Annotated in this window: 23 protein-coding genes; 9 read left to right on the forward strand and 14 right to left on the reverse strand. The window is 73.6% G+C overall.

From position 1 onward, the window contains the following. Positions 1 to 17: 17 nt before the first annotated feature. The 5 genes from ACI2LW_RS30045 to ACI2LW_RS30065 all read right to left on the reverse strand — a co-directional run bounded on the left by ACI2LW_RS30045 (position 18) and on the right by ACI2LW_RS30065 (position 4,207). Entirely contained in the window at positions 18 to 644 is a 627-nt protein-coding gene (locus ACI2LW_RS30045) for an RraA family protein (protein WP_404734399.1), read from the reverse strand. Positions 645 to 769: 125 nt separating this feature from the next. Next, on the reverse strand, positions 770 to 1,354 hold the full coding sequence (locus ACI2LW_RS30050) for a rhodanese-like domain-containing protein (RefSeq protein ID WP_404734400.1): 585 nt from the start codon (positions 1,352 to 1,354) through the stop codon (positions 770 to 772). Positions 1,355 to 1,472: 118 nt separating this feature from the next. Next, on the reverse strand, positions 1,473 to 2,216 hold the full coding sequence (locus ACI2LW_RS30055; RefSeq protein ID WP_404734401.1) for a sulfite exporter TauE/SafE family protein: 744 nt from the start codon (positions 2,214 to 2,216) through the stop codon (positions 1,473 to 1,475). Then, the gene (locus tag ACI2LW_RS30060; RefSeq protein ID WP_404734402.1) at positions 2,213 to 2,578 is read right to left on the reverse strand and encodes a rhodanese-like domain-containing protein; all 366 of its coding nucleotides are present in this window, start codon (positions 2,576 to 2,578) and stop codon (positions 2,213 to 2,215) included. Before ACI2LW_RS30060 ends, ACI2LW_RS30055 begins: the two co-directional genes overlap by 4 nt. A 270-nt stretch (positions 2,579 to 2,848) precedes the next feature. Next, positions 2,849 to 4,207: a rhodanese-like domain-containing protein gene (locus tag ACI2LW_RS30065; RefSeq protein ID WP_404734403.1), complete on the reverse strand. Its 1,359-nt coding sequence runs from the start codon at positions 4,205 to 4,207 to the stop codon at positions 2,849 to 2,851. A gap of 281 nt (positions 4,208 to 4,488) precedes the next feature. On the opposite strand from ACI2LW_RS30065, the gene ACI2LW_RS30070 reads away from it, so the two are divergent. Beyond that, on the forward strand, positions 4,489 to 5,412 hold the full coding sequence (locus tag ACI2LW_RS30070; RefSeq protein WP_404734404.1) for a Ku protein: 924 nt from the start codon (positions 4,489 to 4,491) through the stop codon (positions 5,410 to 5,412). 53 nt (positions 5,413 to 5,465) lie between these two features. Then, positions 5,466 to 5,678 carry a hypothetical protein gene (locus tag ACI2LW_RS30075; protein ID WP_404734405.1) on the forward strand — a complete coding sequence of 71 codons (213 nt, stop codon included), beginning with the start codon at positions 5,466 to 5,468 and terminating at the stop codon, positions 5,676 to 5,678. 148 nt (positions 5,679 to 5,826) lie between these two features. Here the strand turns inward: ACI2LW_RS30075 and ACI2LW_RS30080 are convergent, their stop codons facing one another. Together ACI2LW_RS30080 and ACI2LW_RS30085 are read right to left on the reverse strand one after the other, a co-directional pair. Continuing rightward, a complete protein-coding gene (locus ACI2LW_RS30080; RefSeq protein WP_404734406.1) occupies positions 5,827 to 6,114 on the reverse strand; it encodes a metal-sensitive transcriptional regulator in 288 nt (95 codons plus the stop codon). Between the two features lie 101 nt (positions 6,115 to 6,215). Next, positions 6,216 to 7,274, reverse strand: a complete 1,059-nt coding sequence (locus ACI2LW_RS30085) for a PucR family transcriptional regulator (RefSeq protein WP_404734407.1) — start codon at positions 7,272 to 7,274, stop codon at positions 6,216 to 6,218. A 409-nt stretch (positions 7,275 to 7,683) separates the two neighbouring features. Here ACI2LW_RS30085 and ACI2LW_RS30090 point away from each other — a divergent pair, with 409 nt between their 5' ends. Next, complete coding sequence (locus tag ACI2LW_RS30090) at positions 7,684 to 7,815, forward strand: hypothetical protein (protein ID WP_404734408.1); 132 nt, start codon at positions 7,684 to 7,686, stop codon at positions 7,813 to 7,815. Positions 7,816 to 7,916: 101 nt separating this feature from the next. Here ACI2LW_RS30090 and ACI2LW_RS30095 read toward each other — a convergent pair whose 3' ends face one another. The 3 genes from ACI2LW_RS30095 to ACI2LW_RS30105 all read right to left on the reverse strand — a co-directional run bounded on the left by ACI2LW_RS30095 (position 7,917) and on the right by ACI2LW_RS30105 (position 10,332). Further along, complete coding sequence (locus ACI2LW_RS30095) at positions 7,917 to 8,534, reverse strand: TOPRIM nucleotidyl transferase/hydrolase domain-containing protein (protein WP_404734409.1); 618 nt, start codon at positions 8,532 to 8,534, stop codon at positions 7,917 to 7,919. A gap of 275 nt (positions 8,535 to 8,809) precedes the next feature. Continuing rightward, a complete protein-coding gene (locus ACI2LW_RS30100; protein WP_404734410.1) occupies positions 8,810 to 9,943 on the reverse strand; it encodes a hypothetical protein in 1,134 nt (377 codons plus the stop codon). Positions 9,944 to 10,062: 119 nt separating this feature from the next. Further along, positions 10,063 to 10,332 carry a hypothetical protein gene (locus ACI2LW_RS30105; protein WP_404734411.1) on the reverse strand — a complete coding sequence of 90 codons (270 nt, stop codon included), beginning with the start codon at positions 10,330 to 10,332 and terminating at the stop codon, positions 10,063 to 10,065. Positions 10,333 to 11,324: 992 nt separating this feature from the next. Between ACI2LW_RS30105 and ACI2LW_RS30110 the strand changes: the two genes are divergently transcribed. From ACI2LW_RS30110 to ACI2LW_RS30120, 3 genes are read left to right on the forward strand one after another with little or no spacing between them, the layout of a single operon-like run. After that, on the forward strand, positions 11,325 to 11,579 hold the full coding sequence (locus tag ACI2LW_RS30110) for a transposase (RefSeq protein ID WP_404734412.1): 255 nt from the start codon (positions 11,325 to 11,327) through the stop codon (positions 11,577 to 11,579). Then, complete coding sequence (locus ACI2LW_RS30115; RefSeq protein WP_404734413.1) at positions 11,576 to 12,232, forward strand: IS3 family transposase; 657 nt, start codon at positions 11,576 to 11,578, stop codon at positions 12,230 to 12,232. The genes ACI2LW_RS30110 and ACI2LW_RS30115 overlap by 4 nt, the downstream gene beginning before the upstream one ends. A gap of 11 nt (positions 12,233 to 12,243) precedes the next feature. Next, positions 12,244 to 12,501 carry a hypothetical protein gene (locus ACI2LW_RS30120; protein ID WP_404734414.1) on the forward strand — a complete coding sequence of 86 codons (258 nt, stop codon included), beginning with the start codon at positions 12,244 to 12,246 and terminating at the stop codon, positions 12,499 to 12,501. A 24-nt stretch (positions 12,502 to 12,525) separates the two neighbouring features. On the opposite strand, the gene ACI2LW_RS30125 is transcribed toward ACI2LW_RS30120, so the two are convergent. From ACI2LW_RS30125 to ACI2LW_RS30140, 4 genes are all read right to left on the reverse strand, one after another. Further along, a complete protein-coding gene (locus ACI2LW_RS30125; RefSeq protein WP_404734415.1) occupies positions 12,526 to 12,897 on the reverse strand; it encodes a helix-turn-helix domain-containing protein in 372 nt (123 codons plus the stop codon). 250 nt (positions 12,898 to 13,147) lie between these two features. After that, positions 13,148 to 14,260, reverse strand: coding sequence for a BN159_2729 family protein (locus ACI2LW_RS30130; RefSeq protein ID WP_404734416.1), 1,113 nt, complete (start codon positions 14,258 to 14,260; stop codon positions 13,148 to 13,150). Further along, a complete protein-coding gene (locus tag ACI2LW_RS30135; RefSeq protein ID WP_404734417.1) occupies positions 14,257 to 14,856 on the reverse strand; it encodes a sigma-70 family RNA polymerase sigma factor in 600 nt (199 codons plus the stop codon). The genes ACI2LW_RS30130 and ACI2LW_RS30135 overlap by 4 nt, the downstream gene beginning before the upstream one ends. 150 nt (positions 14,857 to 15,006) lie before the next feature. Continuing rightward, a complete protein-coding gene (locus ACI2LW_RS30140) occupies positions 15,007 to 15,288 on the reverse strand; it encodes a helix-turn-helix domain-containing protein (RefSeq protein ID WP_404734418.1) in 282 nt (93 codons plus the stop codon). A gap of 236 nt (positions 15,289 to 15,524) precedes the next feature. Here ACI2LW_RS30140 and ACI2LW_RS30145 point away from each other — a divergent pair, with 236 nt between their 5' ends. The 3 genes from ACI2LW_RS30145 (at position 15,525) to ACI2LW_RS30155 (ending at position 17,630) form a co-directional block, all read left to right on the forward strand. Continuing rightward, positions 15,525 to 16,025, forward strand: a complete 501-nt coding sequence (locus ACI2LW_RS30145) for a transcriptional regulator (protein WP_404734419.1) — start codon at positions 15,525 to 15,527, stop codon at positions 16,023 to 16,025. A 552-nt stretch (positions 16,026 to 16,577) separates the two neighbouring features. Further along, the gene (locus ACI2LW_RS30150; RefSeq protein ID WP_404734420.1) at positions 16,578 to 16,817 is read left to right on the forward strand and encodes a hypothetical protein; all 240 of its coding nucleotides are present in this window, start codon (positions 16,578 to 16,580) and stop codon (positions 16,815 to 16,817) included. Positions 16,818 to 17,417: 600 nt separating this feature from the next. After that, a complete protein-coding gene (locus tag ACI2LW_RS30155; protein WP_404734421.1) occupies positions 17,418 to 17,630 on the forward strand; it encodes a hypothetical protein in 213 nt (70 codons plus the stop codon). Positions 17,631 to 17,682 lie beyond the last annotated feature (52 nt).

The following is a 17,682-nucleotide window of genomic DNA, read 5'->3' on the forward strand; positions in this document are numbered from 1 at the left end:
GCAGCCCCGCGCCCGCGTCACCCCTCGAAGCCCCGCGCCCGCAGGAGGGAGTCGATGCGGGCGCGGTGGGCCTTCTCCCATGCGTCGAGGGTCTCCCCGGCCTCCTTGTCGAGCTTGGCCCGCGCGGCGCTCAGCACCTCGTCGCGGCGGGCGGCGGGCACGACCACGACACCCTCCTCGTCGGCCACCACGACGTCACCGGGGTTCACCGCGACACCGCCGCAGCGCACCTCCGCATTGAGCGGCTCCACAACCTTCTTGGCACCCGGGACCGGAATCACCCCGCGGGCGAAGACGGGGAAGCGCATCTGCCGCACCTCGGCGAGATCGCGGATCAGCCCGTCCGCCACGAAGGCGGCCACCCCCCGTCGCCGCGCCACGGCGCACACATTGCCGCCGGCCAGCGCGTAGTCGAGATCACCGGACTCCACGACGATGACGTCCCCGGGCTGAGCCCGGTGGACGGCGGCGTGCAGCATGAGGTTGTCCCCGGGCGGGCAGCGCACGGTGAACGCCGGCCCGGCGACCCGTTCCACCGGCTGCCACAACGGACGGATGCCGATGTCCATGACCCGCTCCCGCCCCACCACATCGGCAAGAGTGGTCGTCGCGATCCCCGCGAACCCGTCAGCATCCCCGACCATGTCTCCCCATCCCTCAGCGGCCACATCCGCCGTCAACCCTAAGCCGCGGCTCACATCCAGCACCGGCCTGGTGGCGACTCCAGCCCCGACCTGGTGGCGATCGAGGCCCGCCGCCGGGCGGCGTGTCAGCTGTTGCGCAGGCGGGTCAGTGCCGCCTCCAGGTCGGCCGTACGGGGCCGGTTGTGGGGGAGCCGGGCGAGCAGGGCCGCCATGCCGCAGGTGTTGGTGACCGCGGAGAAGACCAGGCCGCCGGCGATGCCCGCGGACAGCAGCCGGAAGGCCGGGTGGACGAACTCGCCCAGCGCCAGGCCCAGCAGGACCACCGAGCCCGCGGTGAGGCGGACCTGACGCTCCATGGCCCAGCCGGGCCGCGCCTCGCAGGCCGCCGGCCGGTGCAGGTCGTGGCCCTGGGCGGCCCAGGCGCTGGTGCCGCCGACGAGGGTGGCGGTGCGCACACCGCTCTTCGCGAGCATCCGGCAGGCGTTCTCGGAGCGTGCCCCGGAGGCGCAGACGACGAGGACCTCGCCGCGCTCGGCGGCGTCGCGGATGTCGGGCAGCGCACGGTCGAGCTGGTCGAGGGGGATGTTCAGGGCACCGGGCAGGTGCCCGCCGGCGTACTCGCCGGGGGTGCGCACGTCGATGACGGTCAGCTCGTGCAGCCGGGAGTGCGCCTGGGCGGGGGCGAGGGCGGTGGGGGCGGGAGTGGTCATGGTGAGAGTGGTCCTCAGTGTGTCTCAGTGCGTGTTGGTCAGTGCGTGTGTGTCAGAGGTGGTGTTCCGGTGGAACGTGCTGATGTCCGCCGGGGGGCCGGGGGGACTGCCTGCCGGCTCAGGCGAGCGCGTCGATCAGCATGAAGGCGGCGACCGCGAGCAGCACATAGGCGAACAGCCGTTGCAGCGTGTCGCCGTCGAGCCGGGCCGACAGGCGTTTGCCGTCCCAGGCGCCCAGGACCGCCGCCGCGGTGAACGGCGCGACGACCGCCCAGTCCAGATGCGTACCGGTGCCGGCCCGGGCGCCCAGCGCGGCCAGCGAGTTGACGGTGATGACCAGCAGGCTGGTGCCGACGGCCCGGCGCATGGGCACGCCGACCACGCCCACCAGGGCCGGGACGGCCAGGAAGCCGCCGCCCACCCCCAGGAAGCCGGTCACCGCGCCGAGCCCGGCGCCGGCCGCCCCGGCCCTGCCGGGACGCACCGGACCCGTGGCCGCGGCGCGTGAGGGCCGCAGCATACGCAGCGCCGCGACGGTCGCGATCACGGCGAACGCCGCGGTCAGCGCGGTCTGCGGCAGGTGCCCGGCGGCGGCCCCGGCGAGCATCGCGGGCACGATGCCGGCCGCCGCGAACAACAGCCCCGTCCGCCAGACCACGTGGCCGTCCCTGGTGTGTCCCACGAGCGCCGTGACCGACGTCAGGGTGACGATCAGCAGACTGGCGGTGGTCGCCTGCGCCGGGGTGAAACCGAGCAGATAGATCAGTGCGGGCACCGCCAGCACGCTGCCGCCGCCGCCGAGGCCGCCGAGGGCCAGGCCGACCACGGCGCCGGCGAGGAGCGCGAGTATCAGAGCGGTCATGCTATGAAGCCGTCGTTCCCGTGCTCGTCGACGACGGGGTGACCGGCGGCGGCCCACGCCTTCATGCCGCCCACGACGTCCACCGCCTCGGCGCCGCGCCCGGCCATCAGCCGGGCGGCCCGCCGGGAGCGGTACCCGCTGCGGCAGATCACCACCAGCGGCCGGCCGTGGGCCGCGCCCGGCAGCGGCTCGCCCAGGGTCAGGCCGGACAGCGGCGCGTGGACGGCGCCGGGCGCGTGCCCGGCACTCCACTCGTCCCGCTCGCGCACGTCCAGCAGGACGGCCGGGGCGTCGGCGCCCCGGGTGCGCCGGCGGGCCTCGTCGACGCCGACGCGGTCCGGGCCGCTGCGGAGGAGGAACATCGGACAACCTCTCGGGAAGTTCGGGCAGTTCGGCAGTTCGGAGGAGAAGGGGTACGACGGGAGCGGTCGGCCGGTGGCAACCGTCGGCCGGTGGCGACGGTCAGCCGGTGGCGACCGTCAGCCGGGGACGACGGTCAGCCGGGGACAACGGTCAGCCGGTGGCGACCGTCAGCCGGGGACGACGGTCGGCCGGTGGCGACCGTCGGCCGGTGGCGACGGTCAGCCGGTGGCGACCGTCAGCCGGGGACGACGGTCAGCCGGTGGCGACCGTCAGCCGGTGACGACGGTCAGCCCGGCGCGGGCGGCGGCGTCGAAACCGTCGTCCACCGCGACCACGTCACGGCCCGCGGCGTCCAGCAGGGAGGCGGCGATGGCGGCCCGCATGCCGCCGGCGCAGTGCACCCACACCGTGCCCGCCGGGACCTCGCCGAGCCGCCGGTGCAGCTCGTGGATCGGGATGTGCACGGAGCCGGGGAGGTGTCCGCCGGCCCGCTCGGAGTCGCGGCGTACGTCCAGGACGACGATGCCGTCCGTGCCCCTGGCGGCCAGCCCGGCGAAGGTGGAGCGGGGGAAGGAGGCGAGCGCGGCGTCCTCGGCCACCCACTGCTCCGGCGCGCCGGTCGCGGCGGCCGCGGGCCGGTCGATGCCGACGCGCACCAGTTCCCGCTGCGCGGCGGCCAGCTGCTCGGGCGACTCGGCCAGCAGCGTGACCGGCTTGCCCCACGGGATCATCCAGGCCAGATAGGTGGCGATCTTGCCGTCGGCCTCGAAGTTGAACGACCCGGCGACGTGGCCCTCGGCGAACGCGACCCGGTTGCGCAGGTCCACCACCCACTCGCCGGCCGCGAGCCGGGCGGCGATCTCCCGGGCGTCGGCGACGGCGGGGGGAGTCAGGTCCACCGGCGCGGGACCGCCCGCGTTGGCCGGGCCCATGTGCGCGTAGTAGGCGGGGATGTCGTCGAGGCCGGCCAGCAGTCCGGCGACGAAGGAGTCCACGTCCTGGGTCAGCGCCGCGTTGACCTTCTTCTCCACGCCGATGGTGGTGGCGTCCCCCTCGGCCTGCGCGGAGGAGCAGAAGCTGCCGAAGCCGTGGGTGGGCAGCACGGACGTCTCGTCCGGCAGCTCGGCCGCCAGACGGTGCGCGGAGGCGTGCTGGGCGCGGGCCAGCCGCTCGGTCAGCCGCGGCTCGACCAGGTCCGGGCGGCCCACCGTCCCGATCAGCAGCGAACCGCCGGTGAACGCGGCCACCGGCCGCCCCTCCTCGCGCAGCACGTACGCCGTGTGGTGCGGGGTGTGACCCGGGGTGGCGACCGCGCGCAGCTCCAGCCCGGCGTCCACGGCGACCGTGTCGCCGTCGGCCACCGGCACCCGCGCGAACGACACCTGCGCCCCGGCCGGGACCAGGTAGCGGGCGCCCGTCAGCCGGGCCAGTTCCAGCCCGCCGGTGACGTAGTCGTTGTGGATGTGGGTCTCCACCACGTGTGTGATCCGCACCCCGCGCCGGGCCGCTGCGGCCAGCACCTGGTCGATGTCCCGCGGCGGGTCCACCGCCACGGCCGTACGCCCGCCGCCGGCCAGGTAGTGCCGGTTGCCGAGGCCCTTGAGCTCGATGGTGTCGATGAAGAACACGGAGACGTTCCCTTCCACGGAGTGTCCCGATTACCCCCTGGGGTATGCGTTTCACCGTAGCACGAGTACCCCCGGGGGTATTCAGGGTGGTGTCGCCCGGCCGTCCCCGGCGGATCGCCGGGCCCCGCCCCGGCCGCGGAAACGCCCGCCGGCCGGGCCGCTCGACCCGTACGTTCCCCGCCCCGCCCACGGCGAGCCGCCCGGTTCCCGCCTGCCTGGATGCCGCGGCGGGGGCGAGCCCGTAGCCTGAAGGTGCTCGGGGCCTGCCGCGGAGGTCTGCCATGCCCCGAACCATCTGGTCCGGTGCGATCAGCTTCGGCCTGGTCACGGTGCCCATCCACGTCCAGTCGGCCACCGAGGACCACAGCATCCACTTCCGCCAGTACCACCTGACGGACATGGGCCGGATCCGCTACCGCAAGGTGTGCGAGCTGGAGGACCGCGAGGTCGCGCAGGACGAGATCGGCAAGGGGTACGAGGTCTCCAGGACGCAGATCATCCCGATCACCGACGCCGACCTGGAGAACCTGCCGCTGCCGACGGCGAAGGCGATCGAGATCGACGCGTTCGTGCCGCTGGGGTCCATCGACCCGATCCGCATCGGCGAGGGCTACTACCTGGCACCCGACGGGCAGGTCGCGGCCAAGCCGTACAAGCTGCTGCGCCAGGCGCTGGCCAGGTCCTCCAGAGTGGCCGTCGCCAAGTGGGCCTGGCACGGCAGGGAACGGCTGGGCATCCTCCGCGTCAAGGACAACGTGCTGGTGCTGCACCTGATGCGCTGGCCGGACGAGATCCGCGACCCCTCGCAGGTCGCCCCGCCGCCGGTGGAGGTGAGCGAGGCGGAGATCGAGGGCGCCCTCGCGCTGATGGACACCATGACGCGGGAGGACCTGGACGACCCGGAGTTCCGCGACACCTACACCGAGGCCCTCGAGGAGATCATCGAGGCCAAGCGCGAGCACCGGGAACCGGCCGTGCCGCCGGAGCCGGAGGCCGAGCCGGGCAAGGTGCTGGACCTGATGGCCGCGCTCAACGAGTCGGTGGCCCGGGCCAGGGCCTCCCGCGGCGAGAGCGGCCGGGCCGAGGTCCACGAGATGCCGGCCCCGAAGAAGAAGGCGGCCGCGAAGAAGCAGCCGGCCAAGAAGGCCGCCGCGAAGAAGACGGCGGCGAAGAAGACGGCGGGCCGGAGGCCGCGCAGTGCCTAGCCGCGCACCCGCCGCTCCTGCCGCCGCCGGCGACGGCGGCGATCCGGGGCACGATGACCGGCACCGGCACCGGCGCCCATGACGCGGAGCGCTACCACCTGACCCTCACCGCCGGCGGCCGGACGGTGCAGCAGGGCTGGTGGGCCGGCGAGGCGAGCGCACGCAGGAAGTTCCGCGGCTGGGTGGGCGAGTACGGCAACCTGCACGGCGCCAGGATCACGCTGGTGGACGAACAGACGGGCCGCACACTCGCCACCTGGCCGTAACCGGACGGCACGCCCGCCGCCCGGCCGCGGACGGGCCCACGCTCCCCGCCCGGCCGCCCGCGGACGGCCGCACCACCGCACCCCGACGCACCACCTGCACCCCGACGCACCACTGCACCCTCACGCACCACCGCACCCCGGCCCACGATCACGCGAGTGACAGGAACAGCTTCTCCAGGCGAGCCCGCATCGCGCCCGGGTCCTCGCCGCCGACGCGGCCCGACTCCATGTCGGTCACGCACTGCTGCAGCCCCGTCGCGATGATCGCGAAACCGGCCCGGTCCAGCGCGCGCGAGGCGGCGGCGAGTTGCGTGACCACGTCCTCGCAGTCGCGCCCCTCCTCGATCATCCGGATCACTCCGGAGATCTGCCCCTGTGCCCGGCGCAGCCGGTTCAGCACGGCCCTGAGCTCCGTGCCCTCGAACTCCAGTTCCACGGCCACTCCTCCAAAAATACCCCTGGGGGTACTGTACGTCCCGGTTCGGGACGGCGTCGACCAAGTGGGCCAAGTCGGCCAACAGGGATCACCGGCCCCGCTCACAGCTCCTTGGCGGGCCAGTCCAGCAGCCGGGCGCCGATCGTGGCGGTCTGGAGCATGTAGCGGTGGGCCGGGTCCGCGGGGTTGGCGCCGGTGAGCCGGTGGATGCGCTCCAGACGGTAGGTCAGGGCCCGTACGCTCAGGGACAGCCGGCGGGCGGCCTCCGCGGCGACGCAGCCGCAGGCGAAGTAGGCGGTGAGCGTGTCCAGGAGCGGCTGGGCGCCGCCGCGGGCGGCCGTCAGGGGTTCGAGGGTGTTGCGGACCAGGTCGGCCATGGCCTGCCGGTCGCGGGTGAGGACCGGGTAGACCAGCAGGTCGGCGGCGTGCAGCACGGGGTCGTCGAGATCGAGACGCTCGGCCAGTTCCAGGGCGTTCAGCGCCTCCTCGTACGACTGGACGACACCGCCGGGGCCGGGCTGCGGGCGGCCGATGGCGACCCGGCCGCCGTCCGTCGCGGCGTAGGCCTGCTTGGCGAAGTAGGGCAGCACCTCCTCCTCGTGACCGGGGGCGACGCACAGCAGGCGGCCGTCCTTGGTGGTGAGCAGCACGTCGCGGTTGCCGAAACGGGCCAGCAGGGCCTGCTCCACCCGCCGGGGCACCGACGAGCCCTCCTCGTAGGCGGCGGGGCCCTGCGCGACGGCGACGGCGTGGGTGTGCGACAGCCGCAGGCCGTAGCGTTCGGCGCGCTCGGCGAGCCGGCCGAGGTCGCTGCGGCCGTAGAGCAGGTCGTCGATGAACTCCCGCCGGGCCGCCTCCTCCTGACGCACCGCCAGACGCTGGGCTCGCTCGTATCCCTCGGCGAAGGCGTCGATCGCCTGCTGCACCGCGGCCAGCGTGCTGTCGGCGGAGCCGGGTGTGCCCGGCCAGACGGCGCGGGTCGCGGCGAGGTGGGCGCCGACCAGGGCCCGCAGCCCGTACCCGGCCTCGGCGGCCTGTTCGCCCAGGGCCCGCCGGGAGTCCAGTTCCTCACGGGTCAGGCGCCGCCCGGTGCCCGACACCTCCATCAGAATGCGGTCGTACCCGTCCAGGTACTGCTCCGGAACATCTCGCTGCGCCATCCCGATCCCCCGTGTCCCGGCACCGCGCCGCTTTTGACGGTGCACCGGCAAGCAGACCCTAGACAACTTTGCCGGTGACCGGCAATGCGCGGGCCCGGATGGATCGGGCAGCATGCGTCGGGGGAGCACTACGGAAGGCTCCGGTGCCGGACACCGGCAGGTACCCGGCACCGGAGCCCTCGTCGGGACGCGCTCGCCGGGACGCGCCCGTCGGGACGCGCTCGCCGGGACGCGCCCGTGCCGGGCACGAGCGGCCGCGCGGTCGCCGCGCTCGGCCTGCTCGCCGACCGGGTCGCCGCCGTGGAGTCGGCCATCACCCGGGCCACCGGCCCCCGCACCACGCCCCCGGCCCCCGCACGACGGCCACCGACGCGCGCGCCCGGCACACCGCCGGGCGGAAGGAGGAGCGATGACGGCAATGACGGCATTCCTGATCCCCACGGCCACCGCCGCGCTGTTCGTGGCGGCCCTCACGGCCGCCCTCGTCCGCCGGGACCGGCGGCGCATGCGAGCGGCCACCGGGAACCTGCGGCACGGGTGACCGCCCGCCACACGGCGCACGGCCGGCCGCGACCGGGCGTGCGGCTGCGCACGGATGGGCGTGCGGCTGCGGACCGACAGGCGCGCGGGCGGGCGGCCCGGTCAGAGGCCGGCGAGCAGACCGTCGAGGGGGGCCGGAACGCGGTCGGGGTGCAGGGCCTCGACGAGCACACGGCCGTAGTGGATCTTGCGTCCCTTCTTGGTGCCGAGGAAGCGCCGGAACTGCTGCTGCGGGGCGCGCCCTTGCTGCGCGGGCTGGCGCAGAAAGGTCCGCAGGGCCCGCAGGTCGCCCTGCTCGCCGATGAGTTCCTCCACCCGGGCCACGCCCAGCGCGCGGATGAGCTCGTCCTCCAGGTCCGCCGCGCAGACGAAGAAGTCCTGCCGCGCCGCGCCGGCCCGCTCGAAACCGCGGGCGTAATAAGGGCGTTCCCCCTCGTCGCACAGTCCGGCGAGGCGGAGTCCCAGACCGGGCGCACCCAGGAGCCGCGCGTAGCGCCCGACGCTCATCGCCCCGCCGATCGACAGCACGCAGATCCCCTCGGCCGCCAGGTCCCGGCCGCGGCTGCCCGCCAGCGCCTCGACCGCCGCGACGTCGCTCAGCCCTTCGAGCAGGACGGCCGCCCGCACGCGCAGCCGCGCGGCCAGTTCCTTCGCGGGCGCGCCGGAGCCGCCAGCCGCCCACGCGGTGACCGCGTCCCGCAACGCCCCCATGTCTGCCATGAGTCCGAGTCTCGGCCACCTCCGGCCACGACGCGAGCAGATTTCCGCGGCCGGCGACGGGCGGGACCGCCGGTCACCAGGTCGAGGGGCCGGCGCCGGCCGCGGAACCGCCCCGCACCGGTGGGCGGGCGCACCGTCGACCTGATCGGATCCCGGGGCCCGGGCCCTGACCGGTCGTGATCAGACGCCGGGGTCCTGACGAGAGGGAGGGGCCCTGATCAGACGCCGGGGTACTGACGAGACGGAGGGGCCCTGATCAGACGCCGGGGTCCTGATCAGACCCGTGCGAGCGCCCGGTCCAGGCACCGCGACACGCCCTTGTGGGTGACCCAGCCGCTGAAGGTCTCCAGCTCCGCCCGCGCCGCGCCGTCCTCCAGCAGGGCCAGCGCGACGATGCCCGCCTCGGCGACCCGGGGCGAGCGGGGCGCGTCCTGGGACCGGTGCTCCAGGGAGGTCTCCACGAGTCCGGCGAGCGCATGGACGGTGTCCGGCCCGGGCGGAAGCAGGGACAGCATCCAGGCGAGCCCGCGGAGCACCTGGGCGTTGTAGGGGTCGAAGCCCGCGTTCACATCGAACGGCAGGTGCGGATGGCCGAGAAGCGGGAAGGTCCGGTCGAGCCGAGCGGCGTCGAGCCATCTGACCAACGCCCGCCGCGCCTCCTCCCGGCCGGCGGCGTCCAGCAGGGCCGACGCGGTCCGCAGCCACTTCGCCGACGGCGCGCCGGCCGTCGCGGGAGCCGGATGCTCCAGCAGCCGCTGCCACGGCGCTCCCGCGGCGGCCGCGTCCTTCATCGCCAAGTCGGCCCAGGGCTCACCGGGATTGAGCACCGGCCCGGGAAAACGGGCCAGCAGGTCCCGCATCCCCGGCTCCGCCCCGTTCGCGGCCGCCTGGGTGCGGCGGAAACCCGGCAGGTGCGCCGCGGCACCCGTACGCCGGAAGGCGGCCAGCACGGCCGCGTCGGGAACACGCCCGGCCGCGATCTCCGCGTCGGCCAGTTCCCAGATCCGGTGGGTGGACCAGACGAGGAACTGGTCCCGCAACGGCAGGAGCATTTCCCGGCGTTCGGCGGCCAGCAGGTTCCCGGCCAGGCCACGGGCGATCCCGGAGGCGGTCAGCAGCAGTTCGCCGCGGAGGTGTTCCCGGTCCCGCCGGAACTCCTCGGCCGACCAGTCGTCCTCCACGTGGGCGTACCAGTGTGCCCACAGGCCGGCGAGCTCCAGCCGGTCCCCGTCGGGCAGTTGCCGCAGGAGCTCCATGTTCTCGGCCCCCACGCCCGTCATGGAGCCGTTGGCGCAGGCGGCCCGCATCACGGCGCGGGACAGCCCCGGCAGATCCCCGCGCCCGGCCAGTTCCCGGTACTGCGCCGCCTGTTCCGCCAGGACCTGGGTGTTCCCCATCCATCTGCTCATGACCGGCAGCGTAGAAGGGGCCTGTGACAGCGGACATGACTGTGCTCACCGTGCCCCCGCATCGGTGGTGGGGGCACGGTGAGCGGTGTCAGTGGTGGTCGGAGAGGAGCGCGACGGGATCAGTAGCGCCAGTAGCGGTCGCAGTCGTGGTTGTGGTGGTGCCTCCAGTCGTTGTGGCGGAAGCGGTTCCAGTAGGAGGCGCGGTTGTGGGTACGGCAGTCGTCGTCGCGCCAGTACCGCCGGTCGTCGCCGCGCCAGTGGTCGTGGCAGTGGCGGCCGAAGTCGCCGGCGTGGCGGGCGGCCGTGGTGTGGGTGAGGGGGGCGGCGGCTGCCTGAGTGGACAGCGGCACTACGACGGCGCCGGCCGTGAGGATTGCGCCCGCAGCCATTTTGGCGAGGGTGTTCACCTTGTTTCCTTCCGAATGTCAGGGGGCTCGGATCGACGCCCCGCATGGATGTGACGCTATCTCAGGGCGGACGGCATTCCGTGGGCCGCGGCGCTTTTCCGGTCCGGTCCGCGCCGTACGGACGGCAGATGAAAAGAGGGCAGCTCAGCGCCGTTCTCGCGCTCTCGGCGAGGGTCTATTGAGTGCGGCTGCCGCGGAGCCTGCGCACGGCGTCCGGTCAGGTGAATTCAATTGGCTGTGCCGGTTTATTGCCGGGTGTCGTGAATTGTGTGCGGCGGCGTGAATTCACATTTCAATTGCTGACGACCGGTCGTAGTGCCGTCGCGAGAAAGCGGGTGGTCGCGTCGGGCGGCGAGGGCGACCCGGGGTGCGGTGGTGCGTCGTGTGCGGCGGAGCCGGGGACGGCGCCGGGGGAGGGGTGGCGCGGGCGGCGGGCGGCTGGGGCGGCGGTGTGCGGGTGCCGGCCGGGGGTGCGTGGGCGTGTCGGGGTGGGGGTGGGGGCGGGCCGAGCGTCGTGAACGCGTGTCGCATTTATGAAGTTTGCGTTGGCTGGGAGCTTTCGGTTACTGTCCAGGCTCTCCGGACGGATCGTCCGGAGTCTTTGGACGGCCCCGGTTGGCGCGTGGCTGTGTGTCGTTGGGAGCGGCGACCGGGCCGTCCGGGGCGGTGTGCGGCCGGCGCTTGGGTGGGCCGGCCGCACACGGCAATCGGCGCCTTGACGGTCGGTCGGCCGGTCCTTCCCCCACCTGCCCCATGGCGGGCCCGCCTCGACCGTGGGCCGTCGCCGCTCTCCCGGCCCGCACCACCGATGCGCCCCGACCCGGCCGGTGCCGTCCGGACCGGCGGGGGAGGGGGATGCCGTGCGCAACCGCGGCACGGAGCGGCGGGGCAACAGAGCGGCAGGGCAACAGGGCAGCGGGGCGTCGACGGCGGGGCCGGGCTGGTGGGTTGATTGGTGTGGGAGGTGATCGGCCGTGGGTGGCCTCGAGGGCGTGGGGCGGCGGTCGTCCGCGATGGAGCTGCTGGCGCGGGGGGTGCCGGTGAAGGAGGTGGCCCGGCGGGTGGGGGTGTCCGCGCAGACGGTCTACCGGTGGCGCCGGCTGGACGGCCCGGCGCCCGGGGCGGCGGGGGGAAGCCGGGTGGAGGCGCTGGAGCGGGAGGTCGTGCTGTGCCGCCGGCTGGTCCGGGTGATGCGGGAGGGGATGCCCCCAAAAGGCGGTACGAGGTGACCGCCCGCATGGCGGGGGAGGGCTTCCCGGTGAAGCGGGTGGTCGAGCTGCTCGGGGTGTCCGAGTCGGGCTACTACGCGTGGCGGGCACGGGCGGCGGCACCGCCGGCGCGGTCGTTGCGCGGGATGTGGCTGGCCGGGCTGGTGGGGGACATCCACCGTGCCTCGGGCGGCCGGTTCGGGTACCGCCGGGTGCGGCGGGAGCTCGCCGAGGTGTACGGCGCAGGCGTCGGCGACCGGACGGTGCAGCGGCTGATGAACGCCGCCGGGATCAGGGGGAGGGCGGGGCGGGTGCCTCAGGAGGGTGCGCGCGGGGCGGCGGGGGGCTCCGGCGGCCGGTGGGTCGTGGATGTGCGGGTGGTGCCCGCGGTGGACGGCCGTGTGTACGCGGCGGTCGTGCTGGACGCCGTGTCCGGGCACCCGGTGGGCTTCGACACCGGATACGCCCGTGGGGAGCCCCCGGGCGAGGCGGCGGTACGGCACGGCACCGGCACCGGCGCGGAGGCGCTGTGGGCGGGGGTCGGCCGCCGGCCGGCGCCCGCGGCCGGGCGACGGGCACAGGCGCCGAAAAAGGAACTCGATGCGGCCCTGGGCCAGGCCCTCGGCGCATCGGTGAGCGGCCGGCCGACGTGCCTGCCCGACTACGAGGGGTGATCAACCGCGTGATGGACACACCACCACTGTTCGCGCCCGACGCCGACGCCGGCCGTGGCGCCGGCGTACACGGGCAGGCGGCCGCCGCTTCCGTGCCCCACGCGCACCGGGTGCGCCTGTACGGGGCCTTGGAGGCGGTGCGCGTGCCCCTGGAGGTGGGAGATGTGCAGGCGGTCTTCCGCCTGGCCGAACTGGACAGCGTGACCGTGCAGGCCGTCATCGACTGGATCGGCGCGGCCCGGCGGCTGGGGGAGCGCACGGAGGCCTGAGACGGACGGTGCCCCCGGCCGCCCTCACCGGGACGCGTCTGCGCGCAGCAGGGATTCGACGAGGACGGCGACGTGGCGGCGGTCGGTGGGGCTGAGCTGCTGGACGCTGGCGATGAGGATCTCCACCTCGGGGTCGGTGGAGTGGGGGGCGTCCTCCAGATAGAGATTGACGCCCGCGGCACGGGCGGCGGCCCTCTGCACCGGCGCCACGGGTATGCCAAGTCCCTTGGCCAGGCCTTCGAGAGTGGTCTGCTGGGGCATCTGCGCCAGCCGCGGGGAGGTGGCCAGATGGTGGACCGTGGAGCGGGAGATGCCGCCGCGACGTGCCACGTCGCTGTACGACCAGCCGTTCTGGTCCAGCTTGCGCTTGATCATGTCCTGCAGTGTGTTGGTCACCGCCGGTGCTTCCTGTGGAGGATCAGTGGCCGCCTGTCAGTGAGTCTAACGGCCGTCTCCGCAAGGCGTTCCGCGTCTCCTGCCCACGGCTGCTCGGACGCGGTGCGGGCACCTGCGTCCGGGAGGGCGGTGAGAGGGGGCGGTGGAAGGAAGGGCGTGAAGCAGGGGAGGGCGGTGAAGAAGGGGAGGGCGGTGGAACCGGTCATGCCGGAGGCGCGAGTGCCCGCGGGCGGGGGTGCCGGGCGCCGGGTCAGTCGTCGGTGCTGTGGCGCGGGGCGGGCGTGAGGGGGCCGTTGGCGGTGACGACCGTGGTGAGGGGGTAGGACGGGCCGTCGGTGCCGGCGAGGACGAGCAGGGGAGTCTCGTCGTCCCGGCTCCGGCCCCGGTAGAGCCAGCGCCGGCCGTGCCGGTCGGTGTGGTCCTGGGCGAGGTCGTACACGCGGCCGGCCAGGCAGAAGGGTTCCGCGGCGCGGCGGGCGGCCTGTTCCAGCAGACGGGGCACGTCATGTGCGGTGAGGTGGATCTCCACGCCGTCCAGCTGTCCGGTGACGGTCTGAGCGCCTGCCGTGCGCTGGGTGGGGGCGTCCAGGGGCGCGCCGACGGCGGTCAGCCAGTAGTCCCAGTCGGCCAGGGACAGGGCGTGGATGCGGACGGTGACGCGTTCCTGGTCCCAGGTGATCCGGGTGACCTCGAGCCGGCCGGCGTGCTCGGCACGCAGCCGGGCGGCGGTACGGGCGGTGGGCGGCTGGGCCGGGCCGGGTTCCGGGTCCTGGGCCGCGGCGTCCCGCACGGCCTCGGGGGCCGGGACGAGTGCGGACGGGACGAGCGCGGACGGGACGAGTGCGGACGGGACGAGTGCGGACGGGACGAGCGTGGACGGGGTGACGGCGGGCGGCCAGTCGGAGGCCGTGGCGGGCCGGGCGGGCGGCGCGGCGGGTTCGGGATCCGGCGCCGGCTGCGCCACCGGCTCGGCGTCGGCGTCGGCGTCGGCGGACAGACCGGGTGCGCCGAGCGTGTAGAGCAGATGGAGCGGGTGACTGCTGTCCAGGACCCCGCTGGGCGGCGCGGGCCGCAGGGCGTCACCGGACGTACCCGCGTCACCGGAATTCCCCGCGTCACCGAACGCACCGGAGCAACCGGACGCACCGGAGCGACCGAACGCACCGGAGTCGCCGGACGCACCAGGCTCACCGGGCACGCCGCCGCCGACGTCCGCACCCGCCGTGCCGCCGCCGTTCTCCACGAGGCGTCCCTGGGCGCGCAGGTCGGCGATGAAGGCGCGGGCCAGTTCGCGCAGCCGCGCGGTCAGCTCCTGCTCCGCGTCGGCGCCGGCGCCGGTGCCGTGGGGATCGGGGCCGGTCATGCGACCGCTCCCGCGTAGGCCTTGCGCAGGGAGTCCAGGGCGCGCCACTGGAGGGTCTTGACGGCGGCGTCGGTGGTGCCCATGGTGCGGGCGGTCTCGCTGATGGTCATCTCGTCCAGGAACCGCAGCCGGATCACGATCTGCTGACGGGGCGTGATCTCGGACAGGGCGTGGTGGAGGTCGGCGACGGCGAGATGGGACAGGACGGTGTCCTCGGGGTTGTTGTTCACCGGCGGTGCCCAGGTGTCGGTGAGCTGGGTGATGTGGTCGACGAAGGTCAGACGGCGGGTCGCGGCGGTCTTGAAGTGGTCGGCGACCACATGGCGCGCGATGGTGCACAGCCAGGCGCGGATCGAGGTCCCGGTCCAGGTGAAGGTGGCGATCTTGGCCCAGGCCTTCATGAAGACATCGGCGGTGAGGTCCTCGGCCACGGCCGGGTTCGATCTCACCCGTTGACCGATGAGCGTGGCGACGACGTCGTGGTGCATCAGGTACAGCTCGGCGAACGCCTCCCTGTCCCCCTGCTGGGCACGGGCGATGAGAACGGGCTCGGTCTTGGCGTGGCTGGTCAGGGCAGTGTGTGCCGGGGTGGTCAAGGCGTGCTCCCGATGAGACGTGGACAAGGCTTTTCCTGCGTGGACTTCCGGCGGATGCCGTCGCCCGCACGCGGTGCGGGGCGGAAAAGAACAAAGGGAAAGGGAATGGGAAAAGAGGCAGGAGGCAGGAGGCAGGAGGCAGGCGGGACGTCAGCCGGCCGCCTGCCGCCGCGGGGGATGGTGCGGCTGACGGGTGGTCATGCGCTGCGCGCGGGCCGGGGTGGTGGCCTGGAGGGTGTGCGGATCGTCGTAGACGAGCGCGTCGAGCCGGATACGGTAGGCGTCGCGCAGTGTCCACAACGTGGAAAGGCTCGGCTGTTTCGTTCCGGCGGCGAGCCGGTGCAGCGTGGATTTGCTGATACCGGTGCGCTGCGCCATGTCGGCGACGCTCACGTCGCCGAGCTCCCTGGCCTTTACCAGGAGCGTGGCCATGTGGAGGCGAAGCATGGTCGAAAGACCCCCTCAGCGACGTGCAGCCGTGCGGCTAACCCACACGCACGCAACATATGCAAGTTGCCAGACATAAGTGACGCAAGGGTATTTTGATTCGCACACAGATACGACATTGACAATGTGGCCTGCGCAAATACCCGATCTAGGGTGTGACCTGCAAAAGTGCACGCGTGCAACAAATGGGTGCGCCCTTTCCTGCGCGCTACGCTCCGGACATGCGGAGCATGGAAGATTCCCCCCACGCGCGCCGGGCCGAGCGGCAGGCTCAGGCCAGGCGAGTCGGCGCGTATCTCACGGCGGCCGCGACCGCGGCCGGGTACGACGTCCGCCGGCGGGCCGGCGGGCGGGCGCAGCTGGCCGCGGCGACCGGCCTGAGCCTGACCACCATCAGCCGGACGCTGGACGGCAAGACCTTGCCGCTGCCCTCGCAGCTGACGACATGGGCGACGGTCCTCAACCTCGACCACCGCAGCATGTGGGTGGAGAGCGGCCTCATGCCCGAGCAGCGCCGGCCCCACCCGCCGGCCGCACACCGTGGGACCACCTCGGGGGCTCTCTCCCCGGAGGAGGCGGTGACGGCGTGGGGGATCACCGACCCCATCATCCGCAGAACACTGACCGGGAGCATCGTCCACGCCATCGAGCTCCAGGAGGAGATCGACCGGGCCGCCGGGGACCGCGCCACCGAGGACCGGGACGCCGTCGCCCGCGGCTAGTGCTGCGACCGGAAAGGTTCACCGGCTCACGACGCCCGGCACGGCACCTCGCCGCGTTGTCGCATCACCCGAGTACGTCCAGTACGCGGGTGATGCTCCGCCTTGCGATGCACCGCACCGGACGCCGCGAGCTTTCCGGCAAACCTTTCCGGCCACAGCACTAGACCGGCAGCGCGTCCCGCCACTGGCGTCCCGCCTGCCCCGGCGTACCCCCTGCCCCGGCGTCCCGCCCGACGCCGGGGCATTCCGTTACAGCGTCCCCACACCCAACTCACCGTGCGGGACCGGCCCTGGGCATCCACCCCGCGCACCCGCCCCTGCCCGTCCACCCTGCGCATTCGAGCACATGCACGCCCGGCGGGTGCTCCGCCCGGCCCCGACCCTCCCGCTAAGCTCGGCCAGACCTTCGGCCGAAGAGCGGTGTCGGCGCCAGCCGTTGACGGCCGATTCCGAAAAGCCGGGGATATCCTCCTGCCGTTGCCAGGACCCGCCGGCGGCGAAACGCCGCGCTGGCGAGAGGGGTAGCAGGTGCTCGTCGTACAAGGAACCTCCGTGACCGCGGTCGTGCGTGGCAGCAGTGGCGAGCCGGTGATTCTGCTCGCCGGCGACACGCACCGGCACCTTTCGCAGGCGGCGCTGACCGACGTACTGAAGGCCGCCGCCGCCGTGTGCAGCGCCGCCGAACTCGAGGCCGTCGCCGAGGTCGCCGGCCGGCTGGGCGACGGCCCGGCGGACTTCCATGTCCGCGTCGGCGGCGACGTCCTGGCCGTCTACCGGCTCCCCGTCACATGAGCACATCCCCGGCTCACCGAAGAAACAATTCTCCGGCCTCGGCAACCCCCCTCACCCCGCCCAACTCCCCCTGATGCGACGGGTATTGACGATCCCCCGCCCCACGCGCGACGCCCCGCTCCCGACGCGCGCCGCACCCGCCCCGCACACACCGCGAAGCCCCGCCTTGCCACGTCATCGGCCCTGATGACACCACTTGCCAGAACATCCATACGCTTCTGAACGAATGTTGCATATGGATTGTTTGCGTTTTTCCATCCGCTTCGGCTACCGTCCAGGACCTCCGAACAAAACGTCCGGAGATTTTGGACGGTTGGCGGTGGTCGCCCCCACGACCACCGCGTCCGCCAGGAGCGGCCGGGTTTCCGCATGGCCCGGCCGCACCGGACGGAAGGGCGACCGTCCAATTCCCCTTCCGGCGCGACCGCGCTGACACCCGTGCTGCTCGCTCACCCGTCAGCCGAAAGCCGCCGGCAGGCGCGAAACAGGGCCGTAAGGACGCCCGGACACCACAGTCCCCGTCCCGGCCACGCCGCAACGGCACACGTTTCGCTCGCTCATCCCTTGTCGATCCATCCGAATCCGAAAAGGAGTTTGCCCATGAACATGGACCAGCTGCAGGCCGAATCCGCCGAACTGCTCCCCGGCCGTGAGGCGCTCGGGAGGTTCTCGTTCAACTTCTCCAAGGTGTCCACGGTCACCAAGAAGATCGCGCACGTGGACGCGCACAACGAGTCGGCCGCGCTGAACCAGTGCTCGCCGTACGCGGTCGCGCAGTCCGAGGCCACCCAGGCCATCAGCGTGCAGCAGTAACAGCCGTGAGGGGGCGGGGCCCGGCTCCACCGACCCGGACCCCGCCCCCTCG

Origin of the sequence: Streptomyces sp. NPDC004065 (genome assembly GCF_044903565.1) — a bacterium.
Classification (GTDB): domain Bacteria; phylum Actinomycetota; class Actinomycetes; order Streptomycetales; family Streptomycetaceae; genus Streptomyces.